The sequence below is a fragment of the Streptomyces auratus genome (genome assembly GCF_050433025.1).
In the GTDB taxonomy this organism is placed as follows: Bacteria; Actinomycetota; Actinomycetes; order Streptomycetales; family Streptomycetaceae; genus Streptomyces; species Streptomyces sioyaensis.
In genome coordinates this window covers 1,923,390-1,947,641 of record NZ_JBNGCB010000003.1, presented here as the reverse complement: position 1 = coordinate 1,947,641, position 24,252 = coordinate 1,923,390, and the positions used below count along the sequence as shown (strand labels likewise).

At 68.1% G+C, this 24,252-nt stretch carries 16 protein-coding genes; 4 read left to right on the top strand and 12 right to left on the bottom strand.

The features are described from left to right. Positions 1-24: 24 nt before the first annotated feature. The gene (locus tag BKA18_RS28240) at positions 25-762 is read right to left on the bottom strand and encodes a DUF3800 domain-containing protein (protein WP_366046589.1); all 738 of its coding nucleotides are present in this window, start codon (positions 760-762) and stop codon (positions 25-27) included. Between the two features lie 117 nt (positions 763-879). On the opposite strand from BKA18_RS28240, the gene brxD reads away from it, so the two are divergent. The 3 genes from brxD to BKA18_RS28225 all read left to right on the top strand — a co-directional run bounded on the left by brxD (position 880) and on the right by BKA18_RS28225 (position 5,001). Then, positions 880-2,202, top strand: coding sequence for a BREX system ATP-binding protein BrxD (brxD, locus tag BKA18_RS28235; RefSeq protein WP_366046644.1), 1,323 nt, complete (start codon positions 880-882; stop codon positions 2,200-2,202). After that, positions 2,202-4,412 carry a DEAD/DEAH box helicase gene (locus tag BKA18_RS28230; protein WP_366046588.1) on the top strand — a complete coding sequence of 737 codons (2,211 nt, stop codon included), beginning with the start codon at positions 2,202-2,204 and terminating at the stop codon, positions 4,410-4,412. The genes brxD and BKA18_RS28230 overlap by 1 nt, the downstream gene beginning before the upstream one ends. A gap of 460 nt (positions 4,413-4,872) precedes the next feature. Then, entirely contained in the window at positions 4,873-5,001 is a 129-nt protein-coding gene (locus BKA18_RS28225) for a DUF6408 family protein (protein WP_366046587.1), read from the top strand. Positions 5,002-5,057: 56 nt separating this feature from the next. Here BKA18_RS28225 and BKA18_RS28220 read toward each other — a convergent pair whose 3' ends face one another. From BKA18_RS28220 to BKA18_RS28170, 11 genes are all read right to left on the bottom strand, one after another. Next, positions 5,058-7,172 carry a DUF2075 domain-containing protein gene (locus BKA18_RS28220; protein ID WP_366046643.1) on the bottom strand — a complete coding sequence of 705 codons (2,115 nt, stop codon included), beginning with the start codon at positions 7,170-7,172 and terminating at the stop codon, positions 5,058-5,060. Positions 7,173-8,260: 1,088 nt separating this feature from the next. Beyond that, positions 8,261-9,235: a hypothetical protein gene (locus tag BKA18_RS28215; RefSeq protein WP_366046586.1), complete on the bottom strand. Its 975-nt coding sequence runs from the start codon at positions 9,233-9,235 to the stop codon at positions 8,261-8,263. Continuing rightward, complete coding sequence (locus BKA18_RS28210) at positions 9,232-11,739, bottom strand: hypothetical protein (RefSeq protein ID WP_429638701.1); 2,508 nt, start codon at positions 11,737-11,739, stop codon at positions 9,232-9,234. Before BKA18_RS28210 ends, BKA18_RS28215 begins: the two co-directional genes overlap by 4 nt. A gap of 68 nt (positions 11,740-11,807) precedes the next feature. Next, positions 11,808-12,257: a DUF6507 family protein gene (locus BKA18_RS28205; RefSeq protein WP_366046584.1), complete on the bottom strand. Its 450-nt coding sequence runs from the start codon at positions 12,255-12,257 to the stop codon at positions 11,808-11,810. Between the two features lie 131 nt (positions 12,258-12,388). Further along, positions 12,389-12,700, bottom strand: coding sequence for a pore-forming ESAT-6 family protein (locus BKA18_RS28200; RefSeq protein WP_093485732.1), 312 nt, complete (start codon positions 12,698-12,700; stop codon positions 12,389-12,391). 49 nt (positions 12,701-12,749) lie between these two features. Beyond that, the gene (locus BKA18_RS28195) at positions 12,750-13,082 is read right to left on the bottom strand and encodes a hypothetical protein (RefSeq protein WP_366046583.1); all 333 of its coding nucleotides are present in this window, start codon (positions 13,080-13,082) and stop codon (positions 12,750-12,752) included. Between the two features lie 194 nt (positions 13,083-13,276). Continuing rightward, entirely contained in the window at positions 13,277-14,695 is a 1,419-nt protein-coding gene (locus BKA18_RS28190) for a DUF6177 family protein (RefSeq protein WP_366046582.1), read from the bottom strand. A gap of 82 nt (positions 14,696-14,777) precedes the next feature. Further along, positions 14,778-18,752: a type VII secretion protein EccCa gene (gene eccCa / locus BKA18_RS28185; protein WP_366046581.1), complete on the bottom strand. Its 3,975-nt coding sequence runs from the start codon at positions 18,750-18,752 to the stop codon at positions 14,778-14,780. A 47-nt stretch (positions 18,753-18,799) separates the two neighbouring features. After that, positions 18,800-19,957: a MinD/ParA family ATP-binding protein gene (locus tag BKA18_RS28180; protein WP_366046580.1), complete on the bottom strand. Its 1,158-nt coding sequence runs from the start codon at positions 19,955-19,957 to the stop codon at positions 18,800-18,802. 51 nt (positions 19,958-20,008) lie between these two features. After that, the gene (gene eccD, locus BKA18_RS28175) at positions 20,009-21,364 is read right to left on the bottom strand and encodes a type VII secretion integral membrane protein EccD (protein WP_366046579.1); all 1,356 of its coding nucleotides are present in this window, start codon (positions 21,362-21,364) and stop codon (positions 20,009-20,011) included. Between the two features lie 169 nt (positions 21,365-21,533). Beyond that, complete coding sequence (locus BKA18_RS28170; RefSeq protein WP_366046578.1) at positions 21,534-21,812, bottom strand: hypothetical protein; 279 nt, start codon at positions 21,810-21,812, stop codon at positions 21,534-21,536. Between the two features lie 548 nt (positions 21,813-22,360). Here BKA18_RS28170 and BKA18_RS28165 point away from each other — a divergent pair. Next, a complete protein-coding gene (locus tag BKA18_RS28165) occupies positions 22,361-24,250 on the top strand; it encodes a DNA/RNA helicase domain-containing protein (RefSeq protein ID WP_366046577.1) in 1,890 nt (629 codons plus the stop codon). Positions 24,251-24,252: the final 2 nt, after the last annotated feature.

Below are 24,252 nucleotides of genomic sequence, written 5' to 3'. Positions count from 1 at the left end.
GCGGATGCGGGGCCTTTGTGCTGGTCAGCAGGTGGGCTGCGGCGGAGTCCAGCAGTGCTGATGAGCGACACGAGGCGCGACGAAGGACCACAGCGTCTCGTTGGCCTTACGCGCTCGGGCGTCGGCGTCCTGGCCGCTGACCAGCCGGCGGTGCAGATATGCGATCAGGTCCGCGGCCTGCAACAGCCGGCTCGCCTTCGACGGTGCGAAGTGAATGGTGTCGACGAGGCACGGAAGGGTGTTGCTGATGCTCTCGCCCGTACCGACCTGCTGGTAGTCACGGAAATGGCGCCGGTGGTCGTCCGCTCCGTCGATCTCATCCGCGATCACCAGGGCCAGCTCCTCCCGCACCTGCACATGGTCGCAGATCTGCTCCAGCAGGTGCCGCAGTACCACCTCGTGGGGAGGCCGGAACGGCCCGTCATCGGTGTGATGTGCCCAGTAGGCCCGCAGGTCGAGCCCTCGGACTATCACGCGTACATCATGCGCACCGATCGCCTTCATGGCGTCGCCGTAGACACCGATGCGGGCACGGATCATGTTGCGGCCCTTGTGACCCATCCGCTGCCAGTCGTCCCGGGCGTGCACCAGAGCGTGCCCATGGAGTTCGGCATGGCGGTCGACCGGGTATTCCTCTGCAGCCTTGGTCACGACGGAGTCGAGAGCGCGGTGCAGCGACCGCAGATGCTTCTCGGCCACCACGAGAGCAACCATCCAGTAGCGGTCGTTGTCGTATGACTCATCGACGTAGGTCAGCAACACCACGCGAGTGTTTCACACAGCAACCTTGCGACACATACGAGTTGGGCGCCGTCGAGGCGGCAGCGACAACGCTGACCCGGCCGCGTCGGGTGAGAGACTGGACCGGTGAGCTCCGCAATGCCGAATCCCGTGTCCCCCGCCTCCGCTGCCCGCAGGCGGACGGTCATCGACGCGCTGCGACGTGGCGCCGTGCCCGACAGCGGGCTCGATCTGCTGGCCACCGGCCTGGGCCGGTTCGAGGCGGCGCTCGATGCCGAGTTGGATGCGGTCGCGTCGGGCGGGTCGGTGTTCAAAGCCGTACGCGGCGAGTACGGATCGGGCAAGACGTTCTTCACCCGATGGCTGGGAGAGCGGGCGAAACGCCTCGGCTTCGCCGTGGCCGAGACCCAGGTCTCGGAGACCGAGACTCCGCTGCACAAGCTCGAGACCGTATACAGGCGCCTCACCGAACGGCTGACCACCGCTAGCTTCCCCCCGAGCGCACTCAGGCCGATTGTGGACGCCTGGTTCTACGCGCTTGAGGAGGACGCTCTGGCGGCCGGAGCGAGCGAGGAGGAGCTGACCGATGAGGTCGAAAAGCTGCTGACGGCCCGACTGGCCGAAGTCTCCCGGCACGCCCCGTCCTTCGCCACTGCGCTGCGCGGCTACCGGGCCGCACTCACCGAGGGCGACGAAGCAACGGCGGCGGCTGTTCTCGCCTGGCTGGGCGGCCAGCCGCACGTTGCCGCGGCGGCACGACGGTCGGCCGGAGTCCGCGGCGACCTCGACCATTTCGGAGCTCTGGGTTTTCTCCAGGGCCTGCTGACCGTGTTGCGCGACTCGGGACACAGGGGGCTGTTCGTCGTCCTCGACGAGGTGGAGACGCTCCAGCGGGTGCGGTCCGACGCCCGTGACAAAGCGCTCAACGCATTGCGTCAGCTCATCGACGAGGTTCATTCGGGCCGCTTCCCCGGCCTCTATCTGGTGATCACCGGTACCCCGGCTTTCTACGACGGCCAGCAGGGTGTGCAGCGCCTCGCCCCGCTCGCGCAGCGCCTCGCCACGGACTTCACCACCGACCCCCGCTTCGACAATCCACGCGCGGTGCAGCTGAGGCTGCCCGGGTTCACATCGGAATCGCTGATGAACCTCGGCGTGACCATCCGCGATCTTTACGCGGCGGGAGCCGCCGCCCCCGACCGCATCAGAGCCCTCGCGGATGAAGCCTACGTCGCGGACCTCGCCGGAGCCGTCGGCGGAGCGCTTGGCGGCAAGGTGGGGGTAGCGCCACGGCTCTACCTGAAGAAACTGGTGGGCGATGTCCTCGACCGTATCGACCAGTTCGATGACTTCGACCCCAGGCAGCACTACAAGTTGACGGTAATCAACAGCGAACTCACCGACGTGGAACGGAATTCGGCTGCCGGAACCTCGGCCGACGACATCGAACTGGACGTGTGATGGCAGGCGCCGAGGGCGCGAATGTCGCTCCTCCCCCGGGCTTCACTCTCCCCGCGCACGACGAGGACCCCGTAGAGCGGCTCGACCCGGTCGTCCTCCACCATGTGGTGAACACGCTCGGCTGGCCTGACCTGCGACCGCTACAGCGGGCAGCGATCCATCCGTTGATGGACGGCGAGGACGCGGTTCTTCTCGCTCCCACAGCAGGTGGAAAGACCGAGGCAGCGTGTCTGCCGATGCTGTCGGCCATGTCGGAGCAGGGCTGGACCGGCACCTCCGTGCTCTATCTGTGTCCGCTCAAGGCGCTGCTCAACAACCTCGTGACGCGCATCGACGCCTACGCTCAGTGGCTCGGGCGCCGTGCCGCGCTGTGGCACGGCGACACGAAGGAGTCGCAGCGGCAGCGCATCCGCACCGAACCCCCGGACATCCTGCTCACCACACCGGAGTCCCTGGAAGCCATGCTGATCGGCGTGAAAACCGATCACGCACACCTTCTGGGACGTGTGCGGGCGGTCGTCGTGGACGAGGTGCACGCCTTCGCGGGGGACGATCGGGGCTGGCACCTGCTCGCGGTGCTGGAGCGCCTGGAAAGAGTCACAGGACGTCCCATCCAGCGGATCGGACTGTCGGCGACCGTCGGTAATCCGGAGCACCTGCTCACCTGGCTGCAGGGCTCGGGGGCCGGAAAGCGACCGGCACAGGTCATCGCACCGGACCTGGCCCCCGCACCGGATGTGTCGTCGAACCGCGGGGCGACCGCGGAGAGCGCACGCCCGGCGGGTGAGGTGGAGCTGGACTACGTAGGTTCCCTCGACAATGCCGCCAAACTCATCGCCACACTGCACCGGGGTGAGAAGCGGTTGGTCTTCTGTGATTCCCGGCGGCAGGTCGAACAGCTGGGTGCGGCGCTGCGCGAGCGTGAGGTGACGGTGTTCCTGTCGCACGCATCGCTGTCGGCCGAGGAGAGAGCCAGGTCCGAGCAGGCCTTCGCCGAGGCCCGGGACTGCGTGATCGTGTCCACTTCCACGCTGGAACTGGGCATCGACGTCGGTGACTTGGACCGCGTCATCCAGATCGACTCTCCCAGCACTGTCGCCTCGTTTCTGCAGCGCATCGGCCGTACGGGGCGGCGCCCAGGGAGCACACGCAACTGTCTGTTCCTGGCAACCCGCAAAGACAGCCTCCTCCAGGCCGCGGCGCTGCTCCTGCTCTGGGGAAGGGGCTGGGTCGAGCCGGTAACGGCACCGCCCGAGCCACGCCACCTGGTGGCTCAACAGCTCTTGGCCGCCACGCTCCAGGAGCAGAGTATGGGTGACCAGTTGTGGCACCAACAGTGGAACGGACTGGCCCCCTTCGACCGCTCGGCAGCGCCTGTCCTGCGCCATCTGGTGACGCAGGGCTTTCTCGACGAGGACGATGGCCTGCTGTTCATCGGACCCGAAGCCGAACGGCGCTTCGGCCGACGGCACTTCATCGAACTGACCGCATCGTTCACCGCGCCCCCGCAGTTCACCGTCCTGTCCGGACGCACCGAGATCGGGCAGACAGACCCTTCTGTACTGACCGAGGAACGTCCAGGCCCTCGCCGGCTCCTCCTCGGCGGCCGCAGCTGGCAGGTGACGTTCATCGACTGGGCTCGCAAGCGGGCCTTCGTCGAGCCGGCCGACGGCGGCGGCGTGGCCAAGTGGACCGGTGGCTCGCTGGCCGGGCTCTCCTATGCCCTCACACGTGCGATGCGAGAAATCCTCCTGGGAGCCGACCCCTCCGTGTCGCTCACACGACGGGCTGAGGTGTGCCTCGCCGCGTGGCGGGAGGAAGAGGCTCCTGACATCGTGCATCCGGGTGGAACGCTGGTGGCCCGGCAGGGCAGCGACGTGCGCTGGTGGACCTGGGCCGGTTACCGCGCGAATGCGACACTCGCAGCAACGCTGCCGTCGATCGCCGATCCCGTGCAACGGCCGACGGACTGCTACGTGCGCCTGCGGGAGGATCTGACCCCCGCCCTGTGGCGTGCGAGCCATGATGCAGCCGGCGGCGGTGCAGCACTCGTGCTTCCGGACGTCGACCGCCGCGCCGTGCACGGGCTCAAATTCTCCGCCGCGCTACCCGAGCGACTCGCCGTGGCCTCCGTCGCCGCCAGGCTCGCCGACTTCGACGGAGCGCGTGCGGCTCTCGAAGAGAGGGTGCGGTTCCACAACGACGGCTGACCGACGTGCGACTGCGCAATCGTCATGCCCGCTAAGGCACGAGGGCACGGTTCCGTCTCTTCAGGCGCCTTTCCATCCGGCGCCCGGTACGGATCGCCGTGGACAGATGGCGTTACGCAGAGAAGGACGAGGCAAAGCGGCTTCTTAACGCACGCCGGGACCCGGAGGACCGACAGCGGTAGCGGACGCCACCAAGGTGCTACAAGCAGCTGGTACGGCGGCCCTCCGTTCACATGACCGTGGCCGGACGGCCGGCCAGAAATCCCTCACACTCAACACAGGTGCGTACTAATGTTGTTCACGCTGCGCACCTTCCCGGAGGGTACGTCGGCGGTGTTCAGTGCCGGTCCTCGGCTGTGACTGACGAGTGGTTTCCACCGCGTGCTGCACGTGGTGTGAGTGCGGATGCCCGGTAGGGCGATCCCTGCCACTTCGAGCTCATACCGAGGAGTGGTCACGCATGAACCCCGTTGAGTACAAGCCTGCACGTCGTAACCGGCTTCGCGAGATCCTGGTCGACGTCGCCGTGGGTGTCACCGCCAATCTCGTGGTGGCGGCGCTGACCGCGGCAGCGCGCCTGGTCTTCTGACGCAGGCATGTGGCGGGCCCGGAGAGCCCGCCACTCCCCTTGTTCGGCAGCGTTGGTCAGAACAGCCGCAGATCTGGCCCCTGTGCATCCGGCCTCTTCCGGTTCCTGCGGGAACGCCTTCCTCTCCGAGGCCGGGGCAGGTGCGGTACCCGTGCCTCCTGCGGCAGGTTCTCCCAGGTGGGGCGCAGCCCGTGGATCTGGACCTCGCCCACGTGTTCCTTCAAGTAGTCCCGCGTCTCCTCATCCACGGAGTAGAGCACCGTCGCACGGCTCGCCCGGGTCATCAGCACGTGATAGGCATGGCGGACAAGCCGCGCGAACTCCTCGTCGTCGACGCTGCTGGCCTTCACCTTCGGGTCGAAAGATCCGGGTACGGCGACGCGCTTGACACCCGGCTCCGGGCCCTCGCAGTCCTTGCCCCGACGGAACACCCATCGCTCGTCGCGGCGCACCATGTCTTCACCCATGATCACGCCGCACCAGTCCCATTCGAGGCCCTGCGCCGTGTACACACAGCCGATCTGGCCGAGTCCGTTCTCGTGCACGGACCAGATCTTCGACGGTGGTGCCTCGTTCTCGCAGAACGTCTCGCTGTCCGCGTTCCACGGCCGGTGCCAGTCGCCGATGCGGACGTCTGCCTCCAGCCGTTTGTCCTTGCCCAGTGGCTTCGTCCATGGCCAGCAGTAGCCCGCGACCATACGCGCCGATGCACCGGCGAGGGCCTCGGTACGGATGATCCGTTCGAGTTCCTGCGGACTGTCTGCGACCTCAACGTGCATGAGTCCGTCCGGTGTCCACTGCCCCGGCGCCTCACCCTTCACGCCAAGCACAGCGCGCACCCAGTGGATGTAGGCGTCGCTGCCGCCGCACCGGAACTGCTCTCGGAGGCCGGTTTGCACGACCTGGGCGCTGTGGCGCCTAGCGGCGTCCTTGATCAGATCGACCGTGCCAACCTCGTTCGGCCGCACGGACTGGCCCTCGTCCAGGAAGAACACCGTCAGACGGGACGCGTCGAGAAGCTCGTCCACCTGAGGCTGTGTGCCCTGCTGCTCGGGCTTCCAGAACCGGCTGGTCGACCGGTCACGAATGCGGTGCGCCTCGTCGCAGATCAGTACGTCCAGCGGTGGGTCCGGCGTGGTGACGAAGCTGCTGAAGTAGGTGAAGGTCTCCCGGAACTCCCGGTCCCCGTAGCCGACGTGCTCCTGAATGGCTCCGTTGAACGCGCGACTACCGCTGGCGTACCTGACCGTCCGGCCCTGGGCCTCCAACTCCGCTTTGATCTGGAGGCCAATGGCGCTCTTGCCTGTGCCGGCGCCACCGGTCACCAGAAAGACCACCCTCCGCTCGTCCGGGACAAGAGCGGGACGCCGGGCGTCCGGAAGGACCTTGGAAGCCGCTTCCAGAATCTGGTCGGCCACCACCTTCTGTCGCCCGCGCAGGGTGAAGACGGTGTCGTCTCCGCGGGACCAAATCATGGCGTCGAGGAGGGGCGTATTGCGCAAGCCCATGCTTCGCAGGAGTATCTCGGCGGCGGAAGCGCCACCTTCATCGGCGAAGTGCTGCCGGAGGTCGGACAGCAGCTTTTCGCGCCGGTCGTTCGTGTACACATGCGCATAGGCGCCGGTCGGACCGTCCACGTCGATCAGGGCCTGCACAGACGCCTCAGTGGCGTTGTGCAGGTAGGCGAAACCGCCGCATTCGAAGTCGAGTCCGTGCAGCGGACCCCTGCTGCTTGTGAACGCCTCGTAGTACTCGCGCAGTTGCAGAGCCGGGTGCTTCTTGTTGTCCATCCCCGGTACATGTACTAGCTCCGCGGTGGCCCGTTCCACCCTGGTCACCATCGACCAGCGCTTCAACTCGACGAGTTGAACGGACAGTCGGTGCTCCTGCGGGTGACGGCCCACAAGAACGACATCGATGAGTCTGGGATCATCCTGTCGGTCGGTCTCGTCGAGTGTGGCAGCGCACTCGACGATCATCTCCACGTTCCCGCGACCGGCTGCGACGAGGTCGTTTGCGAGGCTGACCAGGCTTTCCGCCCACGCGGAACGTTCCGTCCGCGAGGCGTCAGCCCCCCGGAAGTGCCGCCATCTGGCGGCGAGGTGCGGCACCATACGGCGCCTTGAGTTCAAGGTAAGCAGATCCTGCGCTGCCAATTTCAGCAGAAGCATGGACACGAGGTGGTTCCCCCTGGGCACGAGTGACTCGTGCGGGTGGGGGCATGTCCTCGTGGGGAAGCCCGTCGGGCCGCAACCGGTAACGGTGATCTTAGGGACACGGCCGCTTCCTGTGAAACCTGTGACGGCCGTCGTGGCCAAGCCGTGCTGAACTCGGCTGACTACCGGTAGGTGCTACTCCTTCGATGCCCAACGGCCGAGAGACCGAAGAGGTCTTCTGTGCGGAACGGCAGCGGTCACGAATCGATGACTTCGTCTTCTCCCCGACCGGCGCGTACATGCGTGGCTTCGACCACGAATCACCGATGGGCCCATCGCCGAAGACTCGGCCTGGGCGGGTGTGCGCTATCTCGACTCTGCTGCCTTCGTAGGCCGGAGCTCCACGTTCTTCAAAGGGTCCTGCCAGCACTCAGAGGAGCTAAAGCGCTTTGGTCGAAAAGCTGCTCGTTGAATTCTCCCTCAGCCCGGTCCAGTTCCTCGCCAGACAGAGTGGCCGGGGTGAAGTTACATCTCCGCGCATGTTCGACAAATTTATCGGTGCGCTGCACGGCGTATTGCTGCACACAGCACCCCCAGTATGCGAGCCATACCCATTCTCCATCGGTGCAGTACCCAAAGGGGACAACTGCACCCTGTCTGCACTCATCGAGTCTTGGATATTTCCAGCCGCATGAGGGAGTAGGAACCGGACAAGTACTGCCCATTGGCTCACGCAGGGAGGGGCAGACACCCTACCAGTTGGCTAAGGGAAGCCTGCTGGGAAATGCCTCGACGCTCTGCGTGAACTTTCTCAAAAATCGGAAGCATCTTCATGGGGTTGCCTCACCTCCGCTACTCAAGCAGCCCACTCGACCGCTCAAGGAGCGCCACGGCTCAGGCACGCCGACTCCACCCTTCAACGGGGAAGTCCGTCGTAGGGCGAAGCAGGCCATGGCCGGCGGGCCAAGAGCAACTAGACCAGGCCCTGCACGGCTCGACTCTCAGTGCTCCAGCATTCTTTGCTCCACTGGAGTGCGTCGGCGAGTGCCATGCTGAACTGACCTCCGAGCCGGCCCCGGAGAGCCTTGCTGGCCGGCCGGCGCTCAGTACCGGCCGGAGTACTCCTGCAGCCTGTCGAGCGAACCGATGTCATGCAGTTCGGACACCCCGTGGGACCCAGCCGCTTCCCGGAGTGCGTCCAAAGGGGGCACCCCCGCCTGCCGCGCCTTCGCGAAGTGCATCAGCCACGGGACGCCTTCCTCGAAGGCAGCCTCACCAGCCGCGGTCCGTGGCTCGTAGCCCGCCGCATCTTCGGCTGTGCCAGCCCAGAGGTAGCCCATCACCCCATCCCGCCTCAGCACCTTCGCGTACCGGACGGGGCCGTCGGTCCAGCTCTCGTAGCACTGCTCCGGATATCCGTCCGGCAGCAGCTTCATCAGCTTCTGCCAGCGCGCCGGGACTTCGAACGTCCCCCACGAGTCGTCGTAGTCGGCCCCCTCGTCGGATAGGTCTTCGAAACCCGTGGCCGTGGCGTGGGCATGCGGGGTGGGATCACCGGGGTCGGGCGCGCTTCCGAGGACCTCGGAAATGCCCCGTAGGGCCGCTGCGAGGCGTGGGGCGTTCTCCGCGTGCACAGCGGGCTGCGCGCGCTCGCGTAGATCGAGCGTTAGCCATGCGTCCGAAAACGTCGACAGGGTAACCACGCCTCCGCCCTCCCCCCAGATGTCCAAGCCCAACGAGAACAGCTTCTCGGCCCGGTGGCCGGTTCCGGACTCGAACCAGACGCCGGGGACATCGCTCTGCACAGACAGCATGCGCCCGGCGACCAGCCCGACGCGGTCCACCGCAGCCGACTCGCTGGCCGGGGAGGAACCCTGCCATGTGAGCAATGGCTGCGCGACAGCGTCGCGAGGAACGAGGGACATGGTCGTCCGCCCCCATCCCACGGCCATCTCCTGGTGGGTCATCTGCGCATGGACGGCGGTGAACAGTTCCAAGGCGTTTGCGGCACCGCGCCGGTCGGTGACGTCCACGGCGACTTCCCAGAACCATTGGCCGACGGGCTCGGTAGTGATCACAGCATGTCCTTAGGGTCGGTTTTGGCTCCAGGAGGTATCACAAGCGAGCCGTCGTCGAGCCTGATGACGAACGTTGTCCCGGCTCCGAGGCCGTTTCCGTTGCGACCGATTTGGTGAATGTCCATGAGCGCCTGGAAGGAGCCGTTCTCCGTCCACTGGGCGACGGTTCCTTGGCCGTCCACAAGCATGATGCGGTGGTTGACGTCGGACTTGGCCAGTTGGCCGAGGTACTTCCCACGCGTGATCTCACTCACCGGGTCGAGAGGGTCGCTCAGCCGCTTCATCTGGTATCCGTACACCTCGCCATTCTCGGCACGCACGTGCACGTCGATGTCTCCGCCAGCCGCGGTCTTCACCTCGAAGTTGATCGACTCGGCAGGCACACCCCCCTTGTACAGGTCGTTGGCGAAGATGATTTGGTCGAGGCCGGGCTCGACCATTCCGATCTTCTTTGCCCCCAGGCTCGACACCACCTGGGAGAAATTCTCACTGCGGTTGAACCGCCCCGAAGCAATGACGTCGGCCACCGCGTGGCCGCGCGGATTCTCGGACAGGCGGGTGAGCACGAGTTCAAGAGTGTTCGGCTTGGGGCGCGTGGCGCCTGGGAGCCCCTTGATCGCTTCGCGAAGATGCTGCTCCAGCTCGCCATCGCGCTCCATGGGCATCGACGACTCGGAGGTCCCTCCGGGGAGGTGCTCGGCAGGTGCTGGCACGCCTTCGTCACCCAGGCCGGGCTGTCCGGCTTCACCTCCGCCCGAACTACCACCGTTCCCGAAGGAGGCGTCGGACGAACTCGTCTTATCATGGCCGCCGGCCTGTCCGTCGTGCCCACCCTGGTGTGGGACACCATGCCCGTCGCCGGCGCCGTGTTCGGGCCCCGTGGGCGTGGTGGCCTGGGTGTGTGTTCCATCCGAGGGGGATGGCTCAGTGTGGCTATTGGTGGGCACGCTGTCGGCTGTGCCGCCGATGGGGTGGGTGCCCGCGTTGCCACCCGGAACGATGCCGCCGTGGCCCGCATTATCGCCGGCACGGCCCGCATCGGAGATGTCCGACCCTACCCGTGTGACCTCCTCGCCCCGTCCACCGACGCCGGCCGGGACCGGCTGTTCCTGGCGGACTGGGTTTTCGAGCCGTGGGTTGTCCGCGCCCGCAGCCGGTTGGGCGGGCTTGCCTGTGGGCGCGTCCTCGGCCCGCTGGAAGAGACTCCCGTCCTCCTTGTAGAGATGGCCGTCGCCATCCAGGTACTTCCCCGGCCCGTCGAAGGGCGACTTCACCGTGTTCGGCGGGAGGGTGATCGTGCCCTCGGGGAGTTTGATGCTGCCGTCAGGGAGCTTGATCGCCCCCTCCGGAATCGCGGCGCCCTTGGGTAGTTGTACCGTGCCGTCGGGCATCTTCACGGAGCCCTCGGGCAGGCTGAAAGCGCCCTCGGAAATCTTCGGGGCTTCGACGTGGCCGAGGCCCTTGAGGTGGGCCATCGCGTCGCCGATCTTCGATATGCCGGCGCCCGCGCCCTTGAAGACGTACGTCATCGGGTCGATGACCTCGCCCGCCTTACCGGCGATGGACAGGGCCTTGGCCGCCGCGGCGGCCTTGCCGGTGCCCGACACGGCGGCGCCGCCACCGCGGGTGAAGATGGCGGTCAGGACGTTGAAGGTGACCGCGCCGGCGGCTCGGGAGCCGTTTGATTCCCACTGGTCCCAGGCCACCAGTGCCTTGCCGGTGTCCTTCATTGCGGTGCGCGAGTCCCGCAGCCAGGAGGGGAGTTTGTCCCCCGGAATCGCGAAGAAGGCGGGGCCCACGATGGGCAACATGGTGATCGTCACGCCGGTGGAGAGCTTGGCCAGACCGGTCCATGCCTGGCCGGCGGCCTCCCAGCCGTCGACGCCTATCAGGGTGCCCAGGCCCTTGATGGTGCCCCACGCACCGTCGACGATGACGCCCTTGCCGAAGTCGTAAGCGTGCTCCCACACCTGCCACCAGGGAACGGATTCCTCGACCGCGTCACCCCAGGGCAGGCTCTTGGAGGCTTTGAGGGCTTCGGCGTCATAGCCGTACCCGGTCGGGTGGGAGCCGTCGATCGTGTGGAGCGCCTTGCCGCCGACCAGGCCGACGATCTTGGCGTGGCAGTCGCGTTCGGCTTCCTGGAACGCGGCCCAGACCTCGGCGATCTTGTTGCGGCGGTTGAGGTTCTCCTCGACCAGATCGCCGTCCTCGTTCCAATCATCGTCGGCGGCGTCCTTGGCGCGGAAGTCAGCGGCGTCCTGCTTGAGCTGCTTGAGCTGGTGGACCAGCGGAGTGATCTCGCGGGCGTAGGTGCCCAGGGCCCTGGCGATGACATGCATGTCCTCGCTCAGGTGGTGCGCCTTGTCGGCCACCGGTTTGGTGACGCCGAACAGTTGCTCCGCTTCGGGCGCCTTGTAGTAGGCGGCCAGTCCGCCGAAGGACTTGTGGACGTCGGAGCCGACGGTTGCGACCTTGGAGCCGCCGCCGGACAGCGCCTTCACCTTGGTTTCGAGCAGGGCCAGATCGCCGGTGAAGACCGGTACCTCGGCCGGGTCGACCGGTGCATCGCTCACTTCTTCCCCCCAGCGTCCTTGAGAGCATCCACCCGCACGGCCCGAGCGGCATTCTGGGCGTGCCTGGCCGCCTCCAGATCGCCCTCGACGTACTCACGGGTGGCCTTGGCCGCGCCCAGGACCGCGGCCTGACACCGATCGGCCATCGCCTTGAAGTCCGTCTGGTGTTGCGTCGCGTACTGGGCCAACGCCGCACCGACCGGACCCGTCGCCTTCTGCGGCAGCAAGGCGGGAGCCACCGGTCCTATTGGCTTGTACTCCGACGCCATCAGACCGCCCGGCACCGTCTTGGCCTGCGAGCCCGGCACGGCGGTCCCTGCCGCCTCAGCCGCCTCCCGCATGTCCGCGAGCAGGGTGGTGAGGGCCTTCCCCAGATCCTCGGCATGCGCGCCGACGACCTTCAACTGGCCCTGCACTCCCTGCGGCTGAATGTCCCATGACGCCATGAACGCCCCCCTGCGTACATACTTCCTGCACCACCGCCGCCACACGATCCGCGCGGCGCCGTCCCCCACGGCCGACAGCCTGCCGGCGCACGACGCAAGGCGTGCTCGCCCTCCCGGTGCGCCCCACCGGTTCAGCCGATGTTGTCGACCGCAGCCTTCGCGCGCGCGAGCGTGTGGTGCGCGGTCCCGTCATTCTTCTCCAGCGTCGTCTTCAGCAACTGGATGATGCTCCTGACCTCCTGCGACGCACGGTTCCAGCGCAGTTCCTTGCCGTGGTACTCGTCGGCGACACCGTCCGCCGCGAAATCCGACATTGCCGCCTTCACCTGCGCATCACGCGCGGCGATCACCTGCTCCAGGCGTGCGATCACCGCCTGGATGTTGCCCTGCGTCTCCGCCGACGTCGCCGTGTCGTACGAACGACGGTCACTACCAGCAGCCATCACAATCACTCCCCCTGGGATCTGAAGTACTTCCGCCGCAATCGGGCGCTCAGCGGCCCGAGAAGCGGGCCGCGTCGAAGTTCGCCGCCGACATCTGCGACCGGGCGTTGTCAGCCTGCTCCTGGTCACCCGAGCTGAACGCCGACTCCATCCCCGACTGACCGCCCACAATGGCGGTCAGGGAACTGTTCAACTCCGCCGCGATCTCGTCCGCGTGTGACTTGAACGAGTCGAACGCCGCCTTGCCCGCACCGTTGAACTTGCCCTCCAACGGCTGAGCTGCCTGTACGAGCTGGCGGATCAACGTCCCCAGCTCCGTACCCGACCCCTGCGACTGCGACCTCAGGGTCGAGAGCGTCTGCGCCCCCATGTCGAACTTCATCAGGCTCCCCCCGCCAGACTTGACGATCGTTTGTACGGTCATGCCTATCAACCGGGGCATCACCGGTGCAATCCACAACCCCCATGTTACGGAAGGGGTGTGACAACGCCTCAAAGTCGCCCGGAGCCCATTGACCCGTGTCTGCAGTGTGCTTGGTGTGGAGGTCCGCCTCCCGGCCCCATCGGCCCTGGTGTTCACGCGCCTTTCAGATGCCGCATCAGGCGCTCGAAGTCCTGCCAGCCGGACAGGTCCGACGGGTCGCCCTGCAGCGGGTAATACAGCGCAGGACGGGTCTTCGGGCCGAGGGGGACGGGCTGCTGGGACAGCGGGGTGCGCCGGGCACGGTCGTCGGGCATCTGGCGGACCTCCTCCGCGCCGAGCACAAAGGCCAGAGGAACGCCGGGCCCCTCGAAGTGCGGCGGCACCGCCAGGTCGCGGCGGGCCTTGCGGAGCTGTACGAGCATCGACTGGAGGTGGTGGCGGGTGGCGAGCAGCTCCGCCGCCCTGGGCAAGGCGTCCACCGGCGGCTCCTCATCGTGCCCGTAGCCGAACATCAGCGTGACGTGTTCCTCCACGCCCGCCTTTGTGCGGCTGATGCGCACGGTGGCGAGGCCGGGCCGGTCCGGGGAGCCGACCACGACGAACCAGGTGGGTTTGGGGGCCCTTTCGTAGGCGAGGTCGGTGATCTGGCGCGGCGACCAGGGGAGGTTGGCGGGCTCCGCGGCTCCCCATCCGGCAGGGGGCTCGCCGGTGAGTTCGCGCCATATCGACTCCAGTGCGCCGCCGAGCACGAGGCGGTCGTCCGCCGGGTGGACCGCGCGGAAGGTCACGGCCAGCTGGCGCTCGTCGGTGGCCGTGGCCTCCTGGTAGGAGGCGGCCACCGGGGTGCGGGGGTCGTCCGCGGTCGGGGCGGCCGTCGCTACCGGTGCGAACATTCCTTCCTGCCAGCGCAGTACGGCGCCGGACAGCCCGTCGTAGTAGCCGTCCGGCTCGTCGCGTACCACCCAGCGGGAGGGCCAGGTGCTGAGGCTGTCTCGTACGGCCGGGGAGAGCGTGGTTCCTGCGGGGGTGACGACCTGGAGGCCCAGCTCCGCGTGTGCGGCGGTCCGGAACGCGTCCGAGAGCCAGGCCGTCATGGCGACCACCGGGCGGTCCTGGATGACGACGGCGACCTTGTCGGTGAGGACGTCGACGGTGGGCTTCGCGGCAGCGGGTGCGGGCGCGACACTGACGCCTTCGGTCTTCACCACGGCCAAGGAGCGCGTGGCCTCAGGTGGCCAGGCGGAGCCGCCGGCCAGTGAGGCCAGCCGGGCCGCAAAGGTGCCCGCGAGCCGCTCGGCTTCTTCGACGCCGGTGGTGGCGCGGGCTTCGGTCCACCAGTACGGAACGGGCGGCGGGGTGGCTCCGAGCAGTCGCTCGGCCTCGCCGGCGACCTGTACGAGCAGCGGTGCCTCGACGGAGACCAGCGGTCGGCCCTCGCCGTCGCAGAGTCGCACGACGGCGCCCTCGCCCGCCGCGTCCACCAGCTTGTCGGGGCCCCCGGAGAGCAGGCCCGCGAGCATGCTCCACGGGTCGGGCATGCGCTGAGTGAGGGCGATGACGTCCTTGGTCATATGGTCGTCCGGTCCTTCGTCGTTCGTGGCATGGATGCCGTACGGCTCGTGGCCTGAGTGATAGGGGGAGCTCCGACCCGTATCACTCAGGGGAGTACACGGTCTGGATCAAGCGGTTGGTCTGGCCCCTACGGAGGAGGACGCCGCGGCCGGCCGGCTGCTGGGAGGCGTACACGCCGGGGAACAGCTGACCCTCGCTGCGGTCCCCCGCCATGAGGAGCGCCGAGGCTCCCGACTCGCGCAGGCCCTGCACCAGGGGCTCGTAGATGCCGCGTGAGGCGCCTGCGACGCGGCGCGTCAGGACGAAGTGGAGTCCGATGTCGACCGCGGCCGGGATGTACGGCAGGAACGGGGCCAGCGGTTCCTGGCCGGCGGTGGTGAGCACGTCGTAGTCGTCGACGAGGACCACGATCCGTGGACCGCCGCCCCAGCTGCCGGGCTCCAGGTCCTCGAGGCGGGCGCTGTCATCGGGCAGCCGCTTGTCCAATTCGGTGGCGATACCGGCGGCGAGACCCGCGCACAGCTTGGCGTTGTACGCGTAGCCGCCGTTGAACTCCTCGGGGACCGCGCCGCGCAGACTGCGCCGGGGGTCCATGACGGCGAAGACCAGCTCGTCCTCGCTGTAGCGCTCGATGAGGCCGCCTGCGACGGCCTTCAGGAGATTCGTCTTGCCGCACTCGCTGTCACCCATGATCAGCAGGTGCTGGTCATGCTGGAACAGGTCGAGCAGAACAGGTGCGAGCGCTGTCTGGTCCAAGCCGATCGGCACGCGCTTGGGTTCGGCGACCGGCCCCGGCAGGAGGTGCGGCTCCAGGAGGTGCGGCAGCACCCGTACCGGCCGGGCGACCTCGCCGCTCCAGGTGGCGCGGATCGTCCGCGCCGCTCGCTCCAGGACCGCCCCCATGTCCGCGGCGTCGGCGAGCCCGTCCGTACGGGGCAGCGCGCCCTGTGCGAAGAGCTTGCCGTCGGTCAGGACGCGGCCGGGCTCGTCGGGGACGAGCGTCGCGGCGAGTTTGTGGTCGATGCAGGACTCGCTGGGGTCGTTCAGTCGCAGCTCGACGCGGGTGCCGAAGTTGGACTGGACGGCGATGCGGACGTCGTTCCAGCGGAGCATGCCCGCGACGACGTGGATGCCGTAACCGCCGCCTCGTTTGAGGATGTCGGCGATGTCGTCGTCCAGGTCCTCGAAGTCGTCGCGCAGCGCGCCGAAGCCGTCGATGACGAGCACGATCTCGGCGGATGCCAGCTGGGGCAGCCGGCCTGCCGCGTGCAGGCCGCGCAGCTGCTCGACGGAGTCGATGCCGTGCTCGCGGAAGAGGTCCTCCCTGGTCGCGAGCATGGTGCGTACTTCTTCGACGGTGCGGGCCGCGCGCTCGCGGTCGGCGCGGCCCGCGATGCCGCCGACGTGCGGCAGGCCCGACAGGGCCGCCAGGCCGCCGCCTACCAGGTCGAGGCCGTAGATGCCGACCTCCTGGGGGGTATGGGTCAGGGCGAGCGAGAGGACGAGGGTGCGCAGGAGCGTCGTCTTGCCGGACTGCGGGCCGCCGATGACGGCGGCGTGGCCGCCCGCCACCGTGAGGTCGAGGTACCACCTGCCCTGCCACTGCTTGGCCGGATCGTCGAGCAGCCCGAGCGGTACCTCAAGAGGGCCGCGCCGCCCCGCGAGCTGCATCCCGCGCCGGCCGACGTCCAACGGTCCGGCGACGGTGTCCAGGGCGACCGCGTCCGGCAGCGGGGGCAGCCAGATGCGGCGCACCGAACCGGCGGCGTTCGCCAACTGCTCGACCATGACGCCCAGCTCGGTCGGTCCGGTCTCGCGGCGCCGCACCGTCGGCTCCTGCGCGCCCGAATCCTCCGCACCGGCCGTGGCGTTGAAGGTCTCGTAGGGGAGGGCAAGAGGCCCGGTGTCCTCCTCGTCTCCGCGCTGCACGGGGCCGCGATAGGCGCCCGAGACATAGCTCGCCTTGAAGCGGTCGTAGTGGCTGGTGTCGACCTTGAGGTAGCCGAATCCGGGCAGCGGCGGCAGGTGGAAAGCGTCCGTGGTGTCCAGGACCGTACGGGATTCCTCGGCGGAGAAGGTACGCAGGCCGAGCCGGTACGAGAGGTAGGTGTCCAGGCCCTTGAGGTTGCCGCCCTCGATGCGCTGGCTGGACAGCAGCAGGTGCACCCCGATGGAGCGGCCAATGCGGCCGATGGACAGGAACAGGTCGATGAAGTCCGGCTTGGCGGTGAGCAGTTCACCGAACTCGTCGATGACTACGAAGAGGTGCGGCAGCGGGTCCAGGTCGGGCCGGTGACTGGCGCGCAGCGCAGCGTAGTGGCCGATGTCGGCGATGTTTCCGGCGTCCTTGAGGACCTGCTGGCGGCGTTTGACCTCGCCGGCGAGCGAGGCGTGGACGCGTTCGACGAGGCCGGCCTGGTTTTCCAGGTTGGTGATGACACCGGCGACGTGCGGCAGGTTCGCGAACGGCGCGAAGGTCGCCCCGCCCTTGTAGTCGACGAGGACCAGGGCGAGGTCCTCGGGTGGGTGAGTGGCCACCAGGGCGAGGACGAGGGTGCGCAGGAGTTCCGACTTCCCGGAGCCGGTGGCACCGACGCACAGGCCGTGCGGGCCCATGCCGAGCTCGGAGGACTCCTTCAGGTCCAACAGCACCGGCTCGTGGGAGTCGTTGATGCCGATCGGTACGCGCAGGAAGGCCCGTTCGCCGCGCGGCGCCCACAGCCGCGACACGTCGAGCCGCGCCATGTCGTCGATGCCGAGCAGGTCGGCGAAGTCGACGGGGCCGGACAAGGGGGCGTCGACGAGTGACTCGGCGGACAGGCGCAGCGGCGCCAGCATCCGGGCCAGGCCCTCGGCGAATCGGATGCTGACCTCGTCCACGGTGCCGTGGGCGCCGACCGGCTCCTGCTCGCGCAGGTCCTCGATCAGCACCTGGTCGCCGTCGACAGTGATCCGGACGCCGACCTGCCCCGGCTCCTGGACCCGCTGCTGAAGCAGGTGCAGGACGGTGACACCCATCTCCCGCAGGCCGACCGCCTCATCGGGACGCGGCAGGTCGACGGCGTCCTCGCCGTGTCCGTCGGCGACGACGAGCAGCCGGGACGTCATGGACAGGGCGCCCTGGCCGGACAGGCCGCGGCGCACCTCGGCCGCATAGGAGGCGCGGCGGCGCAGTTCGGGGCCGAGCTGCCGGGCGAGCTGGGGAGCGGAGGGGGCGATACGGCGAGCGGCAACAGGGCCGTCGAGCTGCTCGGTGTCGAGCAGATGCGGCATCCACTTGGCCCACTCCCAGTCGTCGAGCCGGTCCCCGGGGACGGCGAGAGCCATCGCCACGTCGTCAGGGGCGTGCAGGGCGGCAGCCTGGATGAGCAGGCCGCGCGCGACGCGCAAACAGTCCTCGCGCGGGCCGATGACGCTGATGTTGCCGACCCGGTCGAGCGGGACGGTCAGGGGGAGTTCGGTGCCGGTACGGAAACGGGCCATCAGCGCCGACGCCTCGTTGAGCATGAAACGGTCGGGCGGGGTGAGGACCGATGAGCCCTGCTGAGCGATCTGCAAGTCCCGTACGGGCATCTCACCGGTGCCGACACGCACGCGCAGGAAGTCGCCGTCGACCCGGCGGCGCTCCCATAGGCGAGCCGGATCGCGCACGATGTCGTAGAGAGCGGACGGCGGCGGGTTGAGGACCTCGGCGCGCTCGCGCCGCTCGCGCTCCTGGACAGCGAGCTCCTCACGCAGATCCTCCAGATAGGAGAGATATGCCTCGCGCTGGGTGCGCCGGGTGCGCTGGGCCTTGCCCCGCTGCGAGAAGACGAGGGCGACGGACCCGATGACAGTGACCACGAGGATGATCGCGCCGAGCCCGGCGAACTGACTGTTGCGCACGACCGTCATCATCACCACGGACGACATGACACCGGCGACGGGCAACAGCGACATCGCGATGTTGCCCGACTTTCCCTCGGGGAGGTTGGGTGGGGCCTCAATGATGCGCGCCTCAGAGGCGGTCGGCGGCCTGGTCGTCCTGGCCGGGCGGTGGATCAATCGGGTAGTCATCGTCGTCCGTCATTCACGATCGGGCTCGGCTTCTGGTCGGTAACTGGTCAGTGACGTGTCTGGGAGAGCTGGAAGACACGTGCAGCGAGGCGGGTGGCGGCCTGCCTCGTCGGGTGAGCGAGCAATGCGCTCTGGAGCGGGCCGCCGGCTGCCAAGTGCCGGTCGTACGGCAGCACCTGCACGTCTGCCCCGGTGGACTTGAGTTTCCGGGCTGCCTCGTCGAGGTCGAGTCCGGAGTGGGGCACCAATTCGGTGAGCACGACGACCGTGCCGGCGATCACCTGCCGGGGCAGCCCCTGCATCCACTGGAGCACCGAGTACGTACTGGTGACGCCTTCCAGCGTGGCCGGTGTGGTCAGAACGCGGCCATGGGCGGCGGCGAGTGCCACCCGGCCGACTTCGGCGGGCAGCGTCTCGCAGTCTATGACCATCACACCGAAGTAGCGGCGCAGCGCGACCACGGCCCGCTCGTAAGCCCGACTGTCCAGCATCACACCGATCTCGCCCCTGCTCGCGGGCAACAGCCAGGCATTGTCGGGGAGCTGGACAAGGTAACCGGTGACATCGAGCAGCGACATGTCCGGCGTGACGATGTCCGCGATATCGCTGGTGGTCCAGCGCCGGGTTTTCGCACCGAGCCGCAGAGGCAACGAGCCGAGCGCCGGATCGGCCTCCAGGACAAGGACCGGGTCCTGCCGGTAGTGCGCGTACGTGGTGCCGAGCAGCGCGGCGACGGTCGACTTACCGGCGCCGCCCCGGATGGAGGTGACGGCAATCTGCCGGCCGGTCGTCACGGGCTGCTGGAGCACCTCGGCGGTGCGGGTGATCTCGGCGACCTCGCGCGCGGCTGACGAGGAAAGCGTACGGCGCAGGGCGCGTGCGGCCCGCGCGGCGAAGGACTCGCCGTGCTGCGGCTTGCGTCGCACCGCGCCGGCCAGCCCCTCGTCCACCACGGGCCGGGACTCGGGAGCGCTGTGGAGGCGGCGGCCTTGGGCGTACGCGGCCGGACCCGGCTGCGTCTGTCCCCTGTACTCGGTCTGCCGGGGCGCGCCTCCCACCAGGGCGGCGTCCGGCGCCTGGGCACTCTGCCCAGGGAGACCCGGGACGGGCGCGGAGGCGTGCCCGCCGGAGCCCTGCGCGCCCTGCTGGGCGCCGCCTCTCAGGTCGCGCAGCACATCGCCCTGCCAGTCGTCTCCGTTCGGCATGCCTGCCCTTCTCCCCCGCTGCTGCCCCGCCCGGAGCGCCCGCGCTTCGACTCAGAACTGATGGAGCAGCTGCCCGTACACACCGAACACCCCAAAGGCGAGCGGGAAAAGCCCCACCATGCCGATGGATTCGACCAGATCGGCCACTCGCCGCAGCCTGACCTGCACATGCTCGGGCGGCTGCACCGCCAAAACGACCAGCGGCAGCACCGCGGCCGCACACAGCACGACAAGCGGCCCGGCGCCCCCGGCGTGCTCCATCCACCACATCACCAGGCGCACGACCAGGCACGACGCGGCAGCGAAGAGCACGATGACCTCGGCGACCAGCGGGAAGGCCCGCGCCCTGGACACCAGCACCATGACCACGAGCGAGGCCAGCACCACGGTCCATACGGTCGGCTTCTCGGCCGAGGTGAGCAGCCAGCCGGCGGCGGCCGCCGAGACCGCGGTGACGGTCGTCGACAGGGCAAGGCCACGGTGCGTCGCCGCGAGCGCAGTACCCACCTGATGACGGCTGACCGAGGACCCGCCCGAGCGACGGTCGTCGAGCGCGGTGAGCCCCGACGCCATCAGGGCCAGCCGCGGCAGCACGCCGAGCACCACCAGAGAGAAGACAGCCATCACGGCGCCGAGCCGGGCCGGATCACTCTGAACGGCGGCGACCACCTCCCACACGGCGGCGATCGTGGCGGTGGTCACGGCGCCCACGAGCCCGCCCTTGCCGAGCGGCGAGAAATATCCGAGGAACACAAGCGTCAGGGCCAACGCACCTGCGACGGCGGCGAATCGCGCGATACCCGACCATTGGAACGCGTCGGCGGCCGTCCACGCAGTGAGGAGGCCCAGCCCGCCGGAGGCGAGCAGGAGCGCGGTCGCCAGACCCCGGTTTCCCTGCCCGATCTTGGCGACGAGCGCACCGCACGCCAGGAGCATGAGCGAGACAGCCGAGAGCACGGCGACCAGAGCGTCGAGCGCGAACTCACGACGGGCGAGCAGAGCGGCGATCACCGTGAAGGCGACGGTCGCCACGCCCGCGCTGGCCCGGCGCGCGGCGGGGCGCCAGCGCCAGGCCCGCAGGTCGAGGTCGTCGGCCACCTGGTCGGTGACATCGTGCACTACGGGAGCAGGCGGCGCAGAGTGCGTCCTGACGAGCCGGAGCACGGCGCCATCGGCAATCCCGGCCGACGCCAGCGTGCTGTCGTGCGGCAGGACGGAGCCATCGGAGGTGATCAACTGCCTCGACATCGGGCGCGATGCGGGGCGGTCATCCAGCAACTCCTGGATATCCGGTAGCAGTTGTCCTATGGGTGTGTCGGAAAACAGGACGATGTCGGCCCGGCGTCGCTCACCGACCAAGGTCACTCGGCTCAGCTGCGCCTGGGAAGTCGTTGCTCTGCTCACCACTTACGGGAACCTATCATCGCGGACTTGGGAACTCTCGGGTCAGCTGGGCATGCCCATACCGCCAACTTCTGTCCAGCCCCTTTTCAGACAACCCTTCTGTTGTTACGGCGAACTCCTCGCGATTTCCCGGCAATATCGCATGGCAAGACATTTCCGAACCTGTGAATTTCTAAGGGTTCGCTGACTTCGTCGGCTGCCCGTACGGCTGCACCTGACGCTGCTGCTTCTCCTGCTCGGCCTTCTGCGTCGCCAGGGTGTGCTGAAGGAAAGACCACCCGACGCACCCCGCACACAGAACAGCCGTGATGGCGATCCCCGCGAACACCTTCCCGAGCCGCTCGTCCGCCATGCGCCGCCCCCGCTGCGCGCCGAACAACAGGGCGTCCCGCATCCTGCGCCGGCGGACCGCCACCGACTCCAGTAGCTGACTGTCGTAATCCCGCGCCATTTAGCCGTCCGTCGCCTCAGTCGTCCGTTGACTCTGTCACGGCCGGTGTACCCCCTCGGCCCATCAGCACTCACACGCCAACCATTGATCCTAGGTGCTCCGCATGACAGAGGCGCTTCCACACCGGCCGCCGCGCAACCAGCTCATCAAATACCGTCACACGTCTTGCACATGCTGCTGGTTTTTCGCCGGCTCACTCGGTCGTCATCTGCACAACACCCTTTGACAGCCGGGTGCATGCCCTTCATTGAGTCACCGCTCCAGAGGACGCTGTCCTCCGGGGGAGAACCGTGCAGGCCGGCGGTGGCGACCAGTTCATCGTTGCCCGCCTCACGTGCGGATGCCGTCAGCGACAGCCTGGCTTGCAGCTCATCGGCGTAGGGGCGCCCCGCCGCCTCTTACCCCTGCACACTGGGCCCGTGATCCCCCCTGTTCTAGGATGGCTGGGATCATCTCAGCGGCCCGACGGGCTTCCGCTCCGCTTCCGCGGAACAGAAGGACATGCCCCCACCCGCACGAGTCACTTCGTGCTGCCTGGGGGCATTTTCTTGCTGTTCCGTGAGTCCGCGGCATCGTTGGCCGATCGCACCCACCTCGAAGGACGGCTGACGGAACTCCTGACAGCGAACTTCCTGCACAAGCATCACCATCGGCCCCAGCCGGCGGAAGTTCGTTCCTGGGAGCGCAGCATCCCGGCGCTGACCAACGCGTTGGTGGAGGCCGGTCTCGGCGAGGTCGAAATGCTACTGGAGTACGGGCTGCCGCTGACCAGCAAGCGCGCGGACGTGATACTCGCCGGCGTGCATCCGGCCACCGGTGCGCCGTCGTACGTGGTGGTCGAACTCAAGCAGTGGAGCGAGGCTCACCCGGAGGACGACGACCCGCTGCGCTGCCGCATCCCTGCCTACCCGGCGCCGGTCCTGAACCCGATCGAGCAAGTACGCGGCTACTGCGACTATCTGGTGTCCTTCAACGGGGCACTGGAGCGGATCCCGGAGTCGGTCGCGGGGGTGGCCTACCTGCACAACGCGACCGAGTTCGGGGTGGCGGGGTTGCGCGCCGTCACCGAGGACCATCGGGGCCGGATGTTCACCGGCGATCAGCGCGGCGCCTTCCTGAGCTACCTGCGTTCGAGGCTGGCGTCGAAGCCGGGCGCCGACGCGGCCGACGCCCTGCTCCAGGGCAAGGTCCGGCCGTCCAAGCAGCTCATGGCCGTTGCTGCCGAAGAGGTACGCAGTCGGGAACAGTTCGTGCTGCTGGATGAGCAGCGGCTCGCCTACGAGACGGTGATGTCCGCAGTGCGGCAGGCGCGCCGCTCCAACCACAAGCAGGTCGTTGTGGTGGCCGGTGGTCCGGGCTCCGGCAAGAGCGTGATCGCACTGTCCCTGCTGGGCGATCTCTACCGGCGCGGGGTTCCGGCCCTGCACGCCACCGGGTCGCAGTCGTTCACCAAGACGATGCGCAAGGTCGCCGGCGCCCGGAAGCCCGAGGTCCAGCGGCTCTTCCGCTATTTCAACAGCTTCATGGAGGCCGAGCCCAACGATCTCGACGTGCTGGTCTGCGACGAGGCGCACCGCCTCCGCAAGACATCCGCCAATCGCTACACCAAGGCAGCACTGCGCACCGGCCGCCCACAGGTGGCAGAGCTGATCGACGCGGCCCGAGTGCCGGTGTTCCTGCTGGACCAGCACCAGGTGGTGCGTCCGGGCGAGATGGGAACGGTGGAACAGATCCGGCAGGCCGCGTCCGAGCAGGGGCTGGGGTGCACGGTGGTGGAACTGGACAGCCAGTTCCGCTGCGGTGGCAGTGACGCATACCTGCGGTGGGTGACCAGCTTGCTGGGGCTGGAAGGCGACGGTCCCGTTGAGTGGGAGCCGGATTCCAAGGTGCACCTGCTGACCGCCGACAGTCCACAGGAGTTGGAAGACTTCCTAGCCGCGCGACGGGCCGAGAACTTCGGCGCTCGCATGTCCGCGGGCTACTGCTGGAAGTGGACGACGAAGATCACTCCGAGCATGTCCGCACTGCCCGCCGACGTGACCATCGGTGACTGGGCGAAGCCGTGGAACCTCTACGGCGACCGCGCCCTCCTCGGTGCGCCGCCGGCGCCGCTCTGGGCCACCGACCCTGCGGGGTTCGGACAGGTCGGGTGCGTGTACACGGCGCAGGGCTTCGAGTACGACTGGTCGGGCGTGATCATGGGACCGGACCTCGTGTGGCGGACCGACCGCTGGGTCGTGGACCGCACCGCATCCAAGGACCCTTCCTTCACCAAGTCCACCCCGGACGCGGACGTGCGCCGGCTGGTCCGCAACACCTACAAGGTGCTGCTGACCCGGGGCATGATCGGGACCATTGTCTATTCGACAGACCCGGAGACCCGCGAGAAGCTCCGCTCTTTGATCCCACGGACCGGCAAGGTCCTGGCCCAGGAGTGAGG

Coding starts and splice junctions, on each gene's coding strand:
- brxD (WP_366046644.1), top strand. CDS start 880: ATGCCGAATCCCGTGTCCCCCGCCTCCGCTGCCCGCAGGCGGACGGTC.
- BKA18_RS28230 (WP_366046588.1), top strand. CDS start 2,202: ATGGCAGGCGCCGAGGGCGCGAATGTCGCTCCTCCCCCGGGCTTCACT.
- BKA18_RS28225 (WP_366046587.1), top strand. CDS start 4,873: ATGAACCCCGTTGAGTACAAGCCTGCACGTCGTAACCGGCTTCGCGAG.
- BKA18_RS28220 (WP_366046643.1), bottom strand. CDS start 7,172: ATGCTTCTGCTGAAATTGGCAGCGCAGGATCTGCTTACCTTGAACTCA.
- BKA18_RS28205 (WP_366046584.1), bottom strand. CDS start 12,257: ATGGCGTCATGGGACATTCAGCCGCAGGGAGTGCAGGGCCAGTTGAAG.
- BKA18_RS28200 (WP_093485732.1), bottom strand. CDS start 12,700: ATGGCTGCTGGTAGTGACCGTCGTTCGTACGACACGGCGACGTCGGCG.
- BKA18_RS28195 (WP_366046583.1), bottom strand. CDS start 13,082: ATGAAGTTCGACATGGGGGCGCAGACGCTCTCGACCCTGAGGTCGCAG.
- BKA18_RS28190 (WP_366046582.1), bottom strand. CDS start 14,695: ATGACCAAGGACGTCATCGCCCTCACTCAGCGCATGCCCGACCCGTGG.
- eccCa (WP_366046581.1), bottom strand. CDS start 18,752: ATGACTACCCGATTGATCCACCGCCCGGCCAGGACGACCAGGCCGCCG.
- BKA18_RS28180 (WP_366046580.1), bottom strand. CDS start 19,957: ATGCCGAACGGAGACGACTGGCAGGGCGATGTGCTGCGCGACCTGAGA.
- BKA18_RS28170 (WP_366046578.1), bottom strand. CDS start 21,812: ATGGCGCGGGATTACGACAGTCAGCTACTGGAGTCGGTGGCGGTCCGC.